This is a genomic window from Thiothrix subterranea (genome assembly GCF_016772315.1).
Classification (GTDB): Bacteria; Pseudomonadota; Gammaproteobacteria; order Thiotrichales; family Thiotrichaceae; genus Thiothrix; species Thiothrix subterranea.
Genome location: NZ_CP053482.1, coordinates 2102529 through 2118731 on the forward strand (window position 1 = coordinate 2102529; position 16203 = coordinate 2118731).

The window sequence follows — 16203 nt, forward strand, 5'->3', positions numbered from 1 at the left end:
TTCATTTAACCATCAATAAGTTGAGATTTTGGAATAATGTCTATTATTTATCTCAATAATATTGATGTTATGTTTTCTCTTTTTTCTTGTTATAAGAAGAACTATGAGTGTTGGATATTTTTTATAAAGTTCGGCAGCAACAAATTTCTCAACAGTTTCTCTGTATTTACTAATTTCAGCCTCAGAAGTAACTTGTATTGAAATACCATTTTTTTCATCATATAAATCAATGGCAGTAGCATTTTTTTCAATATCATTAAGATTTTTCAGTTCATAACCAAAAACAATATTTAAGAAATCAGCATAGAAGTGTTCGGCTCTCCTATTTACATCGAAGAAACCTAATGAATTATGCATTTCAATCTTCCGACTCAAGATACTTAAGTAATCTATTATTTTACAAACTAAATCTTGTGACTGCATAAATTTAGTGACACCCTAGTTTAAAACCAATATTGATTGACTATTGTACAGCAATGTCTCAGAAAAACATCAATATAACAGCTAATCAAGGTAATTATTCTTTGCCATTAACTACCCCACAAACTCGACAACGGCACTGCCATGAGCTTTTCACCTAATGGCAGTGCTTCCGTCCCATCGTACAGAATCACACCTAACTTCATGGCATCGCCTGCCAAACTCACCAGCCGTTTCAGCCCGCGCAGGTCTTTTTCGGTGAGCGTGGCGGAGGCTTTAACTTCCACGCCGATCAGTTCGCCCGCTCTGTTTTCCACCACAAAATCGACCTCATACTGATCAGTATCGCGGTAATAGAGTATTTGGTAATCCGCTTGCGCCCAGGTACTGTGCTTGAGCAATTCGGCATACACAAAAGTTTCCAGCAATGCCCCGAACAAAGTACGATCACGTTTAAGGGTCTCCACCGTCAAACCCCGCACGGAAGCCAGCAAACCGGAATCTATAAATTGCAGTTTGGGGGATTTGAGGACGCGCTTGAGACGGTTATTCGCCCACACCGGAATACGTTTCAGCACATACATCTGCTCGAAAATGCCCATGTATTTGTTGGCTGTTTTGGCATCCATCCCCATTTGCGCCCCTAACTGGCTGTAATTGCAGAGTTGCCCTGCCATTTCTGCTAATGCGTTTAGGAAAAGGGGGAGTTGCCCCAATTTGTCGATGGTGGCAATGTCCTGCACGTCGCGTTGGATGAGTGCATCAAGATACTGGCGATGCCATGTCTGACGGCGACGTGGATTCGGGCGGGTTAAGGCTTCAGGGTAGCCACCGCGCAAAACGGCTTCTATCAGGTCATCACCCAGCAGGGGTTGAGTGGTCACAGGGATGTTTCCCGCAAAGATGGCATCTAGCCAACAGCTTGTTTGGTAATGGGTTTCTACCTGAGCAAACGGGTACAAGGGAAGGGTTTCCATGCGTCCTGCCAATGAATCCGCCACCAGGGGTAACGTCATTAAATTGGCAGAACCCGTTAGCAGGAAACGCCCCGGTCGGCGGTCTTCATCCACGGTCTTTTTGATAGCCAGCAACAGTTGCGGCGCACGCTGGATTTCGTCAATCACTGCCCGATCAAGAGTACGGATGAAACCGACCGGATCTTGTTGCGCCGCCAACAGGGTAAGGTTATCGTCCAGTGTCAGGTAGCGCATCCCAGTGCCTGCTAATTGGCGTACCAGCGTGGTTTTACCAGCCTGCCGTGGGCCAGTAATCAATACCACTGGAGTATCAGCGAGTGCTTCTTGTAGGTGTTTTAGGAGTAGTCTGGGGTATAATGAGGCGTTATTCATGCGATACCTACGTCGTAAGATTGGGATTAGTATAGCGTGAAATCAGGATTATGTTATCCTACGATCAGGAATGAAATGGATGTTTTTTGATGTTTGATATTGCGCTTTACCAACCCGAAATCCCGCCAAATACTGGCAATATCATGCGCCTGTGTGCTAACACTGGCTGCCGGTTGCACCTGATCCACCCCCTAGGTTTTTCGCTGGATGAGAAGCAAGTTAAGCGAGCAGGCATGGATTACCGTGATTTGGCGGTGGTGCAGGAACACGACAATTTTGCCGCGTTCAACTTAGCAATGCAGGGCAAGCGCGTGTTTGCGTTGAGTACCAAGGTGAGTACGCGCTACAGTGATGCCGATTTTCAGCCGGGAGACGTGTTACTGTTTGGCCCCGAAACGCGCGGTTTGCCAGAAGCCTTGCTGTTGAGCCTGCCGGATGAGCTGAAATTGCGCGTGCCGATGTTGGCGGATAGCCGCAGCATGAACCTGTCGAATACTGTCGCGGTGGTGGTGTATGAGGCATTGCGCCAGCATGATTTTGCCGATTTGAGGTAAACTTAGCGCATGAAACTACTACGCCGCATCCTCCCCGCTCCCGCCCACGATCTGGGTTGTGTCGCCACCATCGGCAACTTCGATGGCTTGCACAAAGGGCATCAAGCCGTGATCCAACACGTCGAATGGAAGGCGCAAGCCCTCGGTTTACCCGCGACGGTGATCAGCTTCGAGCCGCTACCGATTGAGTTTTTCCGCGCCCCGCCACCACCGCGCATTTACGCCTTGCGCGACAAACTGCGCTTGCTGGAAGCGATGAACGTAGAACGTTTTGCCTGCCTCCGCTTTAACAAGCAACTGGCGAGCATGGAGGCGGAAGATTTCGTGCAACACATCCTGCTGGATGGTTTAAAGGTGCGCTATTTGGTGGTGGGTGATGATTTCCGCTTCGGCAAAGGGCGACGCGGCGATTACCACTTACTGCAAACCATGGGCGCGGCAGCGGGAATGCAGGTAGTGGATACGCCGACATTCTTGCACGCCGATGAGCGTGTCAGCAGCACCCGCATTCGCCTTGCGTTGAGCACCGCAGAACTGGAGCAAGCCGCAGAATTGCTGGGCAAGCCTTACCGCATTTCGGGGCGCGTCCGCCACGGCGACAAGCGCGGGCGTACCATCGGCTTTCCGACCCTGAACATGCGCGTGCCGCAACACATCGCGCTACGTCGCGGTGTGTATGCAGTAAAAGTATACGGATTAGGCGAGGAAACCATCAACGGCGTGGCAAATCTAGGCACACGTCCGTCGGTACATGGCGTGGAAAATCGGCTGGAAGTTCACCTGTTCGACTTTGCGCAACAGGTGTACGGCAAACACATTTGCGTCGAACCCGTGGCATTCATCCGTGACGAAATGAAATTTGCGTCACTGGACGAATTGAAGGCACAGATTGCGCGGGATGCCGTGCAAGCCAGAGCGCTGTTTTAAACAGCAGCCAACACCGCCTGATGCGCATCTTTATCCAAGCGTGCGCCAAACACCGTCACCACCCGTGATGCCGCCATGCTCGCCAATTTGCCCGCTTGCGCATTATCCATGCCCTGCGTAATCCCATACAGGAATGCGCCAGCAAACATATCGCCCGCGCCATTGGTATCCACCGCTTTGGCGGGATGCGCGGCAATTTCAGTACGCCCGTCATCATCCACCACCAGCGCACCCTTGCTGCCCAGCGTGATCACCAGCTTGCCCGCATACGGCTTGATGGCGGCAATCGCCTCTTCCAGATCCTCTTTGCCAGTAAACACGCTGACTTCCTCATGGTTACAGAACAAAATATCCGCGCCATCCCCCAGCATTTCATTCACACCACTGCGGAAGAAACGCACCATCGCGGGGTCGGAGAAGGTCATCGCGGTTTTCACGCCATGCTCTTTCGCCACTTGTCGCGCTTTCAAGGCTGCCGCCCGCGAAATATCCGACGTGACCAAATAGCCTTCGATATACAAATATTGCGCTTGCTTCAGCTCATCCAAATGCAATTCGGCTTCGGAAAAGTCAGCAGTAATACCCAAAAACGTGTTCATGGTGCGCTCCGCATCCGGCGTGACCATGACCATGCACTTGCCGGTGACACCTTCCGAGCTGCAACGCACCTGATCCAGCTTGGTCGCCACACCCGCCGCGTGCAAATCGTTCATGTAAAACTCGCCGGTTTCGTCATTCGCAACTTTGCAGGCGTAAAACGTTTTGCCGCCAAACTGACTTACTGCCACGATGCTATTCGCGGCAGAACCGCCGCTGGCACGCTTTTTCATGCCGAAGGTTGCGCTTAAACCCGCGAGTAATTGCTGCTGTTTTGCCTCATCAATCAGGGTCATCATGCCTTTTTGGATGCCGTGTGCCGCCAAAAAGTCTTCTGTGACCTCGAATTCCTTGTCTACCAGCGCGTTGCCAATACCGAATACGTCGTACTTCATCGTGTCCCCGTCAGATAATTGTGTGAAAACGCCTTGTACCCTATCCAGCGTTTCTTTTCCAGCATTTGCAGTTGAAGTTATCCACGAAGTTATCCACAGGCAAACCGTTTGTCACCGTGTGGCTGCTGTGCATAAAGATACTGATGGATAGTATGGTTAAAATCTGCAAATGGGCGGCTATGCACGTCATTGGTCGGCTAAATCAAGCCTTTTATCTAAAAAATCGGTTTTTTAATTCTGGGTTCAGGAATTGGCTAGAAAAAACTGAGCAGGCTTTTACCACACAAAGTCCTCGGATTCCGCAGCGGATTGGAAGACTTATCCACAGTCCTTGTCAATAAGTTATTAACCAATCCGCAATGTTTCACGTGGAGCTTGCCTGATGACAATAGCCAACAAGCCTGTGTTTAGCGGCTATGCTTCCAACTCAGCGCGTAAGCGGGCTTCTTCCCGATTGAGTGCGCGTCGTTGGGAAATAGAGCGCCACAGCAGTGCTAAAATAAACATCAATGAAATCAACGCAACGACCAACGATACCCGTGTGGGTGTCGGAAATTTACTGCCTTCCGTGCCGGTGATTTGCTGCTCTAGGATGTTTTGCAATGGCATGGCGGGTTTGTCGCGACTGTCTACTGTGGTTGTCGCTGGTGGCGTTACTTGGTCGATAAAGACAGGTGTGGATTCAGGTGGAGCACTTGGGGTTTGCTCGGTTGCTGGATCGGTAGCCAAAGTCAGGCTGGGGGGCGGAGTGCTACCCGGTTCAGCCGGTGGTGGCGGCGCAGCAGCAGTATTACCGGGTTCCAATTCCTTAAGGCGGGCGTGCAGGGTTTGGCTTTCCGCATATTGGCGTTTGATGGAAATGCTGGCTTCGCGCAATGAGGCTTGCAAGTTCTGAATGTGCGTATCGCGTTGTTCCAACAGTTGTTTCAGTTCGGTCAGTTCGGCTTGCACGGCGGCGTCGGCTTGCTGGGTTTGTTCGGGTGTTGCATTGGTGGTCGGTAAAGCGGCAACTTGCGCCGAAGCGGTTTCCAGTTCTGCGATGCGGGCGTCTTTGGCTTGCAGTTGTTGCTTCAGTTCAGTCAATTCTGTTTGTAATTTGATCATTAGAGCGTTTTGCAATTGTGCAACTTGCGCCTGATCTTGTGTCGGTTCAGCCGTGGTCGCCGCTTGGTTGGCTTGTAAGCTTGCCAATTGCTTGCTTAAGTCAGCGCTGCGTTGTTGTTCGGTGCTGAGCTGTTCTCGCAAGCGCGTCATTTCAGCGTGTAAGCTGTCTTGCGAAGCTTGTTTATTGGCATTTTGTTGAACGTCAGGAATGACAGGGATCTGGAGGTGAATCCCTTTTTTGAGTTTATTAATGTCACCGTTAATAAAAGCATCAGGATTTTTTGCCCGGATAGCCGCCATCATTTGCGGCACACTAATGGCGTAAGAAGGCCGTTGCCGACTGGCAATATCCCACAAAGTGTCATTGTTTTTGACCGGCCCATAATTGGCGTCAGCGAAGGCGGGTGGCAAGCTGGTGAGTGATGCTGCCAACAACAGCCCCGTGGCAACAGCAAGTATTTTATATTTCATGGCAATTCCGCACAGACATCTAAGTTAATCTTTTATATAGACGATCCGCGCTCGAAATGCAGCCGGATCGTCATAGCCCATATAATCATAACCCGATGTTAGCCGCTCTGCACGGTTTACCGGACGGCTTGCCCCGCCATCGGGATTTCCGGTGCAGGCCGGTTTGCCCAGCGGCTTGCCAGCAGGTACTTAGGCTTTCCGACACCTTGTTGCGGGTTCAGTTCCAGCACTGTTTCACGTTCCAGTTTTTCGAGGATTTTTTCCGCAATTTTCTGGCGTTCGGGTTTACCGATCAGGGACGGTTGCAAGCCCAATGCCTTGGTGTGATGGCGAATCACATCGGTGACAGCATCGGTCGCTGGGCGTACCGTGGGTTTGACATCACCGTTGAGAATCCGCGAACGCACTTCCGTGTAAATCAGCTTGAAAAAGCGTTCACGGGTCAGGTCGCGCACCTTGGCTTCCGGCGGATCTGGGCGTGACGTTTCCGGCGCATCGGCTTCAGCATGGATACGCACATTGCCTACTTCGGTCAATTCGGTGCGTTCCGGGGTGATTTGGTTCAGGTATTGATCGCGTTCGGCATTACCGAAATCCCTCGGAATGCCGTTGAAGTTTGCCTCGGCTAATTCACTGTTTGCGGCTAACCCGTCAGGATTCGCGTGGATCAGTTCACCGTGCGTATCGCGCCCCATCACTAGCAAGGCGCGTTTGTGGTCTGCCACGTAGCTGCCCACAAAGTGAAAAGCGTATTCAAACGTGCCAATAATAATGATCGAAAACAAAAACGATGCCCAAATGCCGCCAACATTAAACAAATCTTTGAGCAAGCGGATCATGGCGTAGTGTTTGTCTTCGTCGTATTCCAGCGTTTTGGCTTGGATAATCGCGGCACTCAGCGCGGAACCGACCATGTTGGCAGAACTACCGGCGGTTGCTTCTGCCGCTGCGAGTGCACCGCGTGCTTGTGCAATTTTGTCGTGTTCGTAACGTTCGCATTGTTGAACGCGCGTATCGGTACGGTATTTAGCCCGACACGCCGCCAGTTCCGCTTCGTGCCTTGCCAATTGACCGCGTGCGGCTGCCAATTGTGCGGTAGCACCCGAAGGCGCAGCCGCTTGCACGCTCAAATTCTGAATGCTGCCGAGCGTGGCTTGAAACACCGGCGAGTCTTCAGAGCGCTGGCGCACGGTGGCATCTTCACGTTCCATTGACTGCGAGACTTCTGAAAATAAGCCAAAAAATACCACAATCACTGTCGCAACGATGGCTGCCGGGCCTTTATAGCCACTGGCGTACAAAAAAGCTTGAGCGGCAGTGATCACGGCAGTAATGCCTAAACCGAGCATGGCATTTGCCCATTGTTCGCCGCTCCAATTGGGGGGATCCATTTCCTCGCCCACGAAATATTTCACCACAAAAAAAGCCGAGGCAAGGAACGCCGCGAACGCTGCCATCAGCAGCCAAGCTTCGGCTTTGCGCAAATCGCTCAAGATGTCGCGCAGTGATTTGGTGGCGACCAGGTGCGCTGGTCGGTCTACGTTGGTATTTGTACTGGAATCCGTCATAATGAATGTTCCTGTCTTAAACTTTACGGAGTGATAGCGGGAATTTCGGGCGTGTTGGAAGCGGCAACTTTCATCACGCCATTTTTATGCTGCATCTTTAGTGCTCATGGTTTACATCCAGCCTGCCAACATCAGCAGCACGCTCAAAAACCACAATAGATGCCGGTCAGCCCGCAAGCTGTGCGCGGCTACGACGGCTCCCACTAGAGCCAAGCCGATCAGCACGTAGGGCAAATGCAACATGGCGGTTTCCATGTTAATGATCTGCTCCAAACCGGGCAGTAAGATCAGCAAAGCCCAAACAGCCAATGCCCAAACGACCAGCAAGGCGCGAGTGATTTGCCAGACTTGCCCCCATTCCGGTTGGTTTGGTGGGGTGGATAAGGTTGCGTCAAGTGACGGTGTTTGCGTGTTGGTATTCATCGGGTTACTCCTGAAGGCTTGGATTAATAACTGCGGAACAAACCGACCATTTTACCCTGTACCTGTACGCTTTCGGCGGGGTAGAGCATCGGTTGCATTTGACTGTTTTCTGGGCGTAATTCGATATGTCCGTCGGGCAGGCGGTATAGGCGTTTGAGGGTGGCTTCTTCGCGCTCCACCAAGGCCACCACAATGTCGCCATCGCGAGCGTTGTCTTGTTGTTGGATGACGACGAAATCCCCATCCATAATGCCGATGTCGATCATCGACTCGCCACGCACTTCCAGCACGTAACGCCCATTGCCACCAAACAAATCGCTGGGGTTGATTTCATCTTTGCCTGCAATCGCCTCGATCGGTTTACCGGCAGCGATGCGTCCGGCGAGCGGGAGGCCAAGGCGTAATGGCATTTGCGGGTGACGCGCCACAGTCGTTTCTGGCAACCGATAGGCGCGTTTACCGGCTGTGGTGTGCAAGCGGCCTTCCCGAATCAGTGCTTGCACGTGTTGGTGAACGGTGCTGCGGGTGGAAATTCCGCCTGCTTGGGCGATTTCATCCAAGGTCGGCGTATAGCCATTGCGAGCGTACAGGGACTGAATAATGTCCCAAATTTGTTGTTGGCGGCGTGTGAGCATGGCGCGGTTCCTGCTTAGTAAAACGAACAAAACACGAACCAAATATACGGTTTAGCGCCCGATTACGCCAATCAAAAATACTTGCCATGAATTCGTTTTTTGTTCGGTTTTACCGATGAGCGGCAGAATTGATCGGAAGAAAGAGCGCTTATCAGCCGTGAAGATTGATTTTGCGGAATTGTCCCGGCGTCATGCCGCTGATTTCACGAAAGGCTTCGGTAAATTGGATTTCTGACGCAAAGCCGACGCTTAAACCCACGGCTTGCAAGGTGGTGTCGGGTTCTTCTAAGAGCATGTCTTCTGCGGCTTCGACACGGAATTCGCGCACATAGCGTGAGAAGCCTTTGCCAAGACGGGTTTGCAGTAATTCCGCCAATTGTTGGCTGGAAAGTCCGAGGCGTTCTGCCAACGCAGTGATGGCTAAATCGGGTTGGCGGAACAGTTCTTTTTCCTGCATTAAGCCTTCGACTTCCGCCAACATTGTTTCGCAGTCCACATCCGCTAGGGTGGAAACGGTGTGGGTTTCGCGGGCAACTTCGGCGATTTCCGTGGTCAAGCGCGGGGCAATGCTGAGCGCGGCATGGATCAATAACAGCACTAACCCAATGGCACTGGCGTGTACCGTGAAAAAGACGTTTTCTGGAAGCAAAGTAATGCCGATTCCCAGTGGCAGGACAGATAAAGCGATAGCGAATGCGGCACTCAAAATCATCCCTACTGGCTGAAAGCGACGGCGTTGCTGATGCAATGCTGCATACACGCGCCGGGCTAACCACACACAATACCCAGCCCCTAAGACAAAGGCCACTGTTACCGCGACCTGAAAGGGCAGAAACGGGGCAATCAAAATCGGTAATAAATGCAGCAAGTCGCGCGGTAACTTTTCAGTAGTGGCTTGCAACAGTGGCTTACTGAACAAATAAAAAGTGGGGGCAACGCTAAACAATAAGACTTGGTAGTAAGGGCTGTGAATACTGTCTGCCCCCGTTTGTAACCCGGTAAAATGCGTTAATTGCAAACCCAGCAACGCAATCAGCACGATAATGCCCATGGCTTGTGCGGCGGCTTGCCCTTGGTAATGTTCGTGCCGGAAATGCGTGAATGCAAGCAGCGGAATGCTGAAGATGGAAAAACCAATGAGTAAGGTGCTGAGTGTCTGCATGGCTTAACGCTTATCGTCAGGTCGACAGGCAGCATTGGCGCGGATCAGCGCATCCACTTGTTCTTTGGTCAGTTTGCCGGTGGAATTCATGGCATCTTTGGCTACGTCCTGAATGCTTTTGGTTTCAGCTTCTTTGACTGGCGCGGTGTCGGTACAGCCCGCCATGAAGCTGCTTATGAACAAAATACATGCCGATGCCGCGAGTGATAACAGTGTACGCATGGTAAGAAGGCCCTCGATAAGAATATGCCACTTAGATAACACATTCTTGTCTTCAGTAAACATAGAATTTACCGATAGGGGCGTTTATTGCTGATAAGTGGTTATGGCGTCGAGAGATTCGCCACACCCAATAATACGTGTTGTTGTTGAAACTGGTGTAACAGGGTTAATCCGAACGCTAATAGTTGCTCAATGTTTTGGTGTTGAATTTCCACAGCAATCCGAGTGAGAGCTTTTCTGGCATTTTCCCCCTCTTGTAAGTGTTTTACCAGTTTAGCAGTAATGGCATTAAGTTCTATAAAATCAATTTTATTTTCTCTATTTCGTATTAATAATAAATGGGTGGGTTCAGGGGTGTGCGGTTGGTAAGCCGCGCTAATGCGGTGGACGGGGTATTGATAGCTTTGCAACAACATGACCGGATTCAATACCGGTGTGCCATCCAATAAATCACCGTCCGGGTCGATGTGCTGCCAGTCGATAGTCGCGTCAGCGAGTGTCAGTGGGATTTCCACCCATTCGTAATGCGCGAGTTCTAGTAAAAACGGCGGACGTTCACTGAGCGAAGTCGACGTGAGCCATTGCACAAATTCGGCGGGGATTTCGCGGAAATACGGCGTGGTGCAAGCGTGTTCGGCGTAAAATTGGCGTACCAGCGCATTCCATGCGTCATCATCCAGAATGCTGCGAATCACCGGAAAGCAGTTGCTGAGGAAATCTTCCACATTATTAAACAGCAATTCCACGTAAACACCCGCTCGTGCCGCGTCAACACCGGCAGGCGGCGGATTCGCGGCAGGGTCGCGCAAATGGGCGGCAAAGGCACGTTGGTAGGCTTCAGTAGCATTCATGCGGCGTGTTTCCGTTGCAGGCTGGCAATGTGCTGCACTTCCGGGAGCAATTCTTCCAAGGGCGGGATGTGGTAATCGCGTTCTAACAAGGTCGGGAATACGCCAAATTGCTGGTAGGTGAAATCCAGCAATGCCCACACCGGGTCGATGACTGGAGCGCCATGCGTGTCGATCAGCAGATTTTCTTCTTGTTGGTAATGCCCCGCCATGTGCAGATACACCACCCGTTCTTTGGGCAGTTTGCGCAAAAATTCGTAAGGGTCGTAAGCGTGGTTGACGCTGTTAACGTAGACGTTATTCACATCCAGATGCAACAGGCAATCGGCTTCGGTCAACACTGCGTTGATGAAGGTGGCTTCATCCATCTCATTGATGGGGGCTTGCAGGTAGAACGAAGCGTTTTCAATGCCGATTTGCTGCCCCAATACGTCTTGGGTTTGGCGAATGCGGGCAACCGTGTGCTGAATCGCTGCTTCGGTAAACGGAATCGGTAGCAAGTCGTACAACTGCCCGTGATCGGAACACCAGGATAAATGCTCGGTATACAGCGGGATACGATGTAGCTGCATGAATTGCTTGAGTTCAGTGAGCAATTCGGTGTTGAGCGGGGTTAAACCGCCTAATGATAAGGAAAGCCCGTGGCATACAAACGGGTAACGTTCGGTGAAAGCTTGCAAGCGTTTGGCGCTAACCGGGTCAGTGCCGATCCAGTTTTCGGGGGCGATTTCAAAGAAATCAATGCAGTCGGGGACTTGTTGTTCCAGCGCAACCAGATGGTCACGCCGGAAACCTAAGCCTGCTCCGTGTAAGGCAGAGCGCTGCATGGCTTAACCTTGGATGCTGATAGCCGCGAATGGCGTATTCAGGCGGAAGGTTTCATTTTGGGAGGTTTTATCATCTTTCTTTTCTTCTTTATTGCCGCCGCAAGTGCCTTCTTTGCCGCCGCATTTGCCTTCGCCCATTTTGCTGTGTAGGGCTTTACGTTCGTCAGCACTCAATGAACCATCTTTGTCAGCATCGGCTTCGGTAAACATTTTTTCGTGGTGAGCCATGAATTCTTCTTTGGTGACTTTGCCGTCTTTATCAGCATCGGCTGGGCAGTCCATATCGCCACCGCATTTGCCTTCACCGGCTTTCATATTCGCACCGCACATGCCTGCGCCACATTTCATTTCACCGTCTGCTTTGTTTTCAGCCAGTTGCATGTAGCCGTTAGTGAGGGTGTTAGCAGCAAACGGGTTTTCTGCACTAACCGCTCCTGCGCCCAAGGTAACGACTGCGAAGGTGGCGCCCAAAGCCAGTTTCAGGGATGTGTTTGTTTTCATCATTTCAATCTCCTAGGAATATAAAAGTTGCTTTATGCGCAGGGAAACTGCGTCTGTGGAATTGTACGCAAAAATGCTGTGGGTGGATGCAGGCAAGTCACTGTTTTGTAAAATCATCGCAAAAGGCAAGTAGAAATATGCGCAAATTAGACCATATCTTGTGCTTGACCATCTCCTAAAACACATCCTATAGTGCTTTGCTCAAAATAAACCAATAGATCAAAGGACACCGAATGCAAGCCGCCATTAACCTTGAAATGACCCCTAAATGCAAAGTTATCCGCCGCAATGGTCAGGTGACGGACTTCGACGGCAGCAAAATTCAGGTGGCAATGACCAAAGCCTTTTTGGATGTGGAAGGCAGCAATGCGTCAGGTTCGGCACGCATTCACGACACCGTGCGTAAGTTGACCGCGCAAGTGGTTGATGCTTTGTTGCGCCGCACCCCCGATGGCGGCATGGTGCATATCGAAGACATTCAAGATCAAGTGGAGTTGGCGTTAATGCGAGCAGGTGAACACAAAGTGGCGCGGAGTTACGTGCTGTATCGCGCGGAACGGGCGCGGTTGCGTGCTGAAAAAGATGCCAAGAGCAAGAAAAAAGGCAAAAAATCCGAAAACGTGATCCACGTAAAATCCGTATCCGGCGATTTGAAACCGTTGGATGAAGAGCGGTTACGCAAAATTATCGCGGAAGCCGTCGAGGGTTTGGAGGGAGTCAGTGCTGAACAGGTAATGACTGCCACCATGCGCAATTTGTATGACGGCATTTCTGAAAAAGAAGTTGCCACCGCGTTGATTATCAGTACCCGCGTCATGATTGACCGCGAACCCAACTATTCGCAAGCCGCTGCACGGATGTTGATGGATAGTTTGCGCCGCGAAGCCTTGAGTTTCCTTGAAGGCCAACACACCGAAGCCACCCAGCACGAAATGGTTGAGCTTTATGCGGAAGTCTTGAAAAAAACCATTCAGATCGGGGTCAAGGTCGAGCGTTTGGCGGATGATTTAGGGCGTTACGATCTGGCGAAACTGGGCGCGGCGATTAAGCCAGAACGCGATTTGCAGTTCACTTACCTCGGTTTGCAAACGCTGTATGACCGCTATTTCCTGCATCATGACGGGGTGCGTTTTGAATTGCCGCAGGTGTTTTTCATGCGCGTGGCAATGGGCTTGGCCATTAACGAAGTCGAGCGTGAAGACCGTGCGATTGAGTTTTACAACTTGCTGTCCAGCTTTGATTTCATGAGCAGCACGCCGACGCTGTTTAATTCTGGAACATTGCGTCCGCAGTTGTCGTCTTGCTACCTGACTACCGTGCCTGACCATTTGGAAGGGATTTACGATGCGATTAAAGACAATGCCTTGCTGTCGAAATACGCCGGTGGCTTGGGTAACGACTGGTCACGGGTGCGCGGCATGGGGGCGCATATCAAAGGCACGAATGGCAAATCGCAAGGTGTTGTGCCGTTTTTGAAGGTGGCGAATGATACGGCGGTTGCGGTGAATCAGTGTTTCGCGCCGGATACGCAGCTTCACACCGCCGATGGCATTAAAGCCATTCGTGACGTGAAAGCGGGCGATTTGGTGCTGGGTATCAGCGGCACTTACCGCGAAGTCAAACGCGCGATGGTTTACAACCAGCACGATGCAATGGTAGCTCTGGATGTGAAGCATTCGATTGAACCCGTGAAAGTGACCGCAGGACATCCGTTCTACGCGCTGCGGGGTGTGCCGTTGGAGCAGGCGAACGACCGTGCTGTTAATTGGTTGGCAAAAGGCAAAGTGAAGCCGGAATGGGTCGAAGCAGCGCAGTTGCAAAAAGGTGATTATGTTGCACAAGTCATCCCGACCGAAACGGTGATGGTGGATGGTTTTGATGCTGACGATGCGCGGCTGTACGGTATTTTGCTGGGTGATGGGCATTTGTCAAAAGACGGGATGCAATGGGGCATTTCAGGCAATCCACAAAATGACTCGCATCTTGATTTCGTGCGGGAGTATTTGGCTGAACGTGGTATCCATAGTTGGGAAAATGGGCGTGGCGAAACCTATACGCAAATTCATTGGGCAAGCGGTCGTGGTGTTGTGCGCAATGCCACTAACGGGCGCATTGTCGGAGCAGGTGCTGCAACGTTGCCGTTCAGCTATGACGATATTTACAACGCGCCAGGTGAAAAGCGGATTTCACGCCAATTCAGTCATTTACCCCGTCCACAAACCTTAGCATTGATTCAAGGTTTGCTGGAAACTGATGGCGGCGTGAGTCGCGGCAAGGAAATTTACTTCACCAATACCTCGCGTCAACTGGCGGAAGGTTTGCGTTATCAGTGCTTGCGTTTGGGAGTACCGACGGCTGGGCAATACCGTGAACGTGACAATGCCCATACAGGGACACGTTCTGACGGTACACAAATCGAATTTAACGGTATTACTAAAGCGTTTGATATTCGTATTCCTGCTGTGCCAGAAATCGCTGCACTGGTTGCTTGCCAGCCTATCGACAAGCGTAACTGGCTGACTTACAACGGTTGCGTCTTCAGCCGTGTACGGAGTGTGGAGACTGTTCCAACCCTGCCATTTGTGTTCGATTTGATTGTGGAAGGCGATGAGTCTTACATGACGACGGCGGCACTGGCGCACAATGGCGGCAAGCGGAAGGGCGCAGTCTGTGCCTATCTCGAAACTTGGCATATCGACATCGAAGACTTCCTCGAACTGCGCAAAAACACGGGCGACGAACGTCGCCGTACCCACGATATGAATACCGCCAACTGGATTCCTGACCTGTTCATGAAGCGTGTGGCAGCAGAAGCGGAATGGACGCTGTTTTCCCCCGATGATGCGCCCGATTTGCACGATTTAACCGGCAAAGCGTTTGAAGCGCGTTATGCCGAATACGAGGCCAAAGCAGCACGCGGCGAAATGAAATTATTCCGAAAACTGCCTGCACTGCAATTGTGGCGCAAAATGTTGGGGATGATCTTTGAAACCGGGCATCCGTGGATTACCTTCAAAGACCCGTGCAATGTGCGCTATACCAATCAGCACATGGGTGTGGTGCATTCCAGCAATCTTTGTACTGAAATTACCTTGCACACCAATGACAGTGAAATTGCGGTATGCAATTTAGGATCGGTCAATCTGACCGCTCACGTCAACGACGGCAAGCTGGATGTAGCAAAACTGGAACGCACCGTGACCACCGCGATGCGGATGCTGGATAACGTCATCGACTACAATTACTACAGTGTGCCGCAAGCGCGAAAATCCAACCTGCGCCACCGTCCGGTCGGCATGGGCATCATGGGTTTCCAAGACGCGCTGTACAAAATGAACCTCGCTTACGCCACGACCGAAGCGGTGGAGTTTGCCGATCAAAGTATGGAAGCGGTGTCGTATTTCGCGATTCGTGCGTCCAGCAACTTGGCGGCAGAACGCGGTAAATACCCAAGCTACAACGGTTCGTTGTGGAGCAAAGGCATCCTGCCCATCGACTCGCTGGAATTGTTGGGCGAAGAACGCGGTGAATACTTCGTGGTCGATCACACCCAAACGTTGGATTGGGATGCATTGCGCAATCAGGTCAAAGCGCAGGGAATGCGCAATTCCAATGTGATGGCGATTGCTCCGACGGCGACGATTTCCAACATTTGCGGCGTGTCGCAGTCCATCGAGCCGACTTACCAGAACCTGTTCGTCAAATCCAATTTGTCGGGCGAATTCACCGTCATCAACCCGTATCTGGTACAGGATTTGAAAGCACTCGGCATGTGGGATGAGGTGATGATCAACGACCTCAAATACTTCGACGGTTCGTTACAACCGCTGGATCGTGTGCCGGACGCGCTCAAAGCCAAATACGCTACCGCGTTTGAAATCGACGCACGTTGGTTGGTCGAAGCCGCCAGCCGCCGCCAGAAATGGATTGATCAGGGGCAATCACTCAACCTGTACATGAAAGAGCCGAATGGCACGAAGCTGGATAATCTCTATAAACTGGCGTGGGTGCGTGGGTTGAAGACCACGTATTACTTGCGCACTTTGGGGGCAACGGGCGCGGAAAAGACCAGCTCGGATGATTCTTCGGCTGCGAATAGCGTGGCGGGGATTAAGCGGGCGGCGAATTTGGTATCGGTGGGGTCGGAAGCACCGAAGGCGTGTTCGTTGCTTGATCCAGAGTGTGAGGCTTGTCAGTAAG

General features: G+C 51.4%; 15 protein-coding genes. 3 read left to right on the forward strand and 12 right to left on the reverse strand.

Features of this window, described 5'->3' with window-relative positions; translation table 11 throughout:
- Positions 1 to 12 precede the first annotated feature (12 nt).
- On the reverse strand, positions 13 to 423 hold the full coding sequence (locus HMY34_RS10340) for an SMEK domain-containing protein (protein ID WP_202715416.1): 411 nt from the start codon (positions 421 to 423) through the stop codon (positions 13 to 15).
- Between the two features lie 107 nt (positions 424 to 530).
- Complete coding sequence (locus tag HMY34_RS10345) at positions 531 to 1769, reverse strand: ATP-binding protein (RefSeq protein WP_202715417.1); 1239 nt, start codon at positions 1767 to 1769, stop codon at positions 531 to 533.
- Positions 1770 to 1858: 89 nt separating this feature from the next.
- Here HMY34_RS10345 and HMY34_RS10350 point away from each other — a divergent pair, with 89 nt between their 5' ends.
- Positions 1859 to 2323, forward strand: coding sequence for a tRNA (cytidine(34)-2'-O)-methyltransferase (locus HMY34_RS10350; protein WP_202715418.1), 465 nt, complete (start codon positions 1859 to 1861; stop codon positions 2321 to 2323).
- A gap of 9 nt (positions 2324 to 2332) precedes the next feature.
- Positions 2333 to 3250 carry a bifunctional riboflavin kinase/FAD synthetase gene (gene ribF, locus HMY34_RS10355; RefSeq protein WP_202715419.1) on the forward strand — a complete coding sequence of 306 codons (918 nt, stop codon included), beginning with the start codon at positions 2333 to 2335 and terminating at the stop codon, positions 3248 to 3250.
- Here ribF and HMY34_RS10360 read toward each other — a convergent pair.
- From HMY34_RS10360 to HMY34_RS10405, 10 genes are all read right to left on the reverse strand, one after another.
- A complete protein-coding gene (locus HMY34_RS10360; RefSeq protein WP_202715420.1) occupies positions 3247 to 4242 on the reverse strand; it encodes an adenosine kinase in 996 nt (331 codons plus the stop codon). The genes ribF and HMY34_RS10360 overlap by 4 nt on opposite strands.
- Positions 4243 to 4656: 414 nt before the next feature.
- On the reverse strand, positions 4657 to 5817 hold the full coding sequence (locus HMY34_RS10365; protein ID WP_202715421.1) for a FimV/HubP family polar landmark protein: 1161 nt from the start codon (positions 5815 to 5817) through the stop codon (positions 4657 to 4659).
- 116 nt (positions 5818 to 5933) lie between these two features.
- Positions 5934 to 7385 (reverse strand): hypothetical protein, encoded by a 1452-nt coding sequence (locus HMY34_RS10370; RefSeq protein ID WP_202715422.1) that lies wholly within the window; start codon positions 7383 to 7385, stop codon positions 5934 to 5936.
- A gap of 111 nt (positions 7386 to 7496) precedes the next feature.
- The gene (locus HMY34_RS10375; RefSeq protein ID WP_202715423.1) at positions 7497 to 7808 is read right to left on the reverse strand and encodes a hypothetical protein; all 312 of its coding nucleotides are present in this window, start codon (positions 7806 to 7808) and stop codon (positions 7497 to 7499) included.
- A gap of 23 nt (positions 7809 to 7831) precedes the next feature.
- Positions 7832 to 8443 carry a transcriptional repressor LexA gene (lexA, locus tag HMY34_RS10380; RefSeq protein ID WP_202715424.1) on the reverse strand — a complete coding sequence of 204 codons (612 nt, stop codon included), beginning with the start codon at positions 8441 to 8443 and terminating at the stop codon, positions 7832 to 7834.
- A gap of 151 nt (positions 8444 to 8594) precedes the next feature.
- Entirely contained in the window at positions 8595 to 9605 is a 1011-nt protein-coding gene (locus HMY34_RS10385; RefSeq protein WP_202715425.1) for an AraC family transcriptional regulator, read from the reverse strand.
- A gap of 3 nt (positions 9606 to 9608) precedes the next feature.
- A complete protein-coding gene (locus tag HMY34_RS10390; protein ID WP_202715426.1) occupies positions 9609 to 9827 on the reverse strand; it encodes a hypothetical protein in 219 nt (72 codons plus the stop codon).
- 101 nt (positions 9828 to 9928) lie between these two features.
- Positions 9929 to 10678 carry an HvfC family RiPP maturation protein gene (locus HMY34_RS10395; protein ID WP_202715427.1) on the reverse strand — a complete coding sequence of 250 codons (750 nt, stop codon included), beginning with the start codon at positions 10676 to 10678 and terminating at the stop codon, positions 9929 to 9931.
- Complete coding sequence (locus HMY34_RS10400) at positions 10675 to 11502, reverse strand: HvfB family MNIO-type RiPP peptide maturase (RefSeq protein ID WP_202715428.1); 828 nt, start codon at positions 11500 to 11502, stop codon at positions 10675 to 10677. The genes HMY34_RS10395 and HMY34_RS10400 overlap by 4 nt, the downstream gene beginning before the upstream one ends.
- 3 nt (positions 11503 to 11505) lie before the next feature.
- The gene (locus HMY34_RS10405) at positions 11506 to 12006 is read right to left on the reverse strand and encodes a CREC-EF hand family protein (RefSeq protein WP_202715429.1); all 501 of its coding nucleotides are present in this window, start codon (positions 12004 to 12006) and stop codon (positions 11506 to 11508) included.
- Positions 12007 to 12236: 230 nt separating this feature from the next.
- Here HMY34_RS10405 and HMY34_RS10410 point away from each other — a divergent pair, with 230 nt between their 5' ends.
- Positions 12237 to 16202 carry a ribonucleoside-diphosphate reductase subunit alpha gene (locus tag HMY34_RS10410; protein ID WP_202715430.1) on the forward strand — a complete coding sequence of 1322 codons (3966 nt, stop codon included), beginning with the start codon at positions 12237 to 12239 and terminating at the stop codon, positions 16200 to 16202.
- Position 16203: the final 1 nt, after the last annotated feature.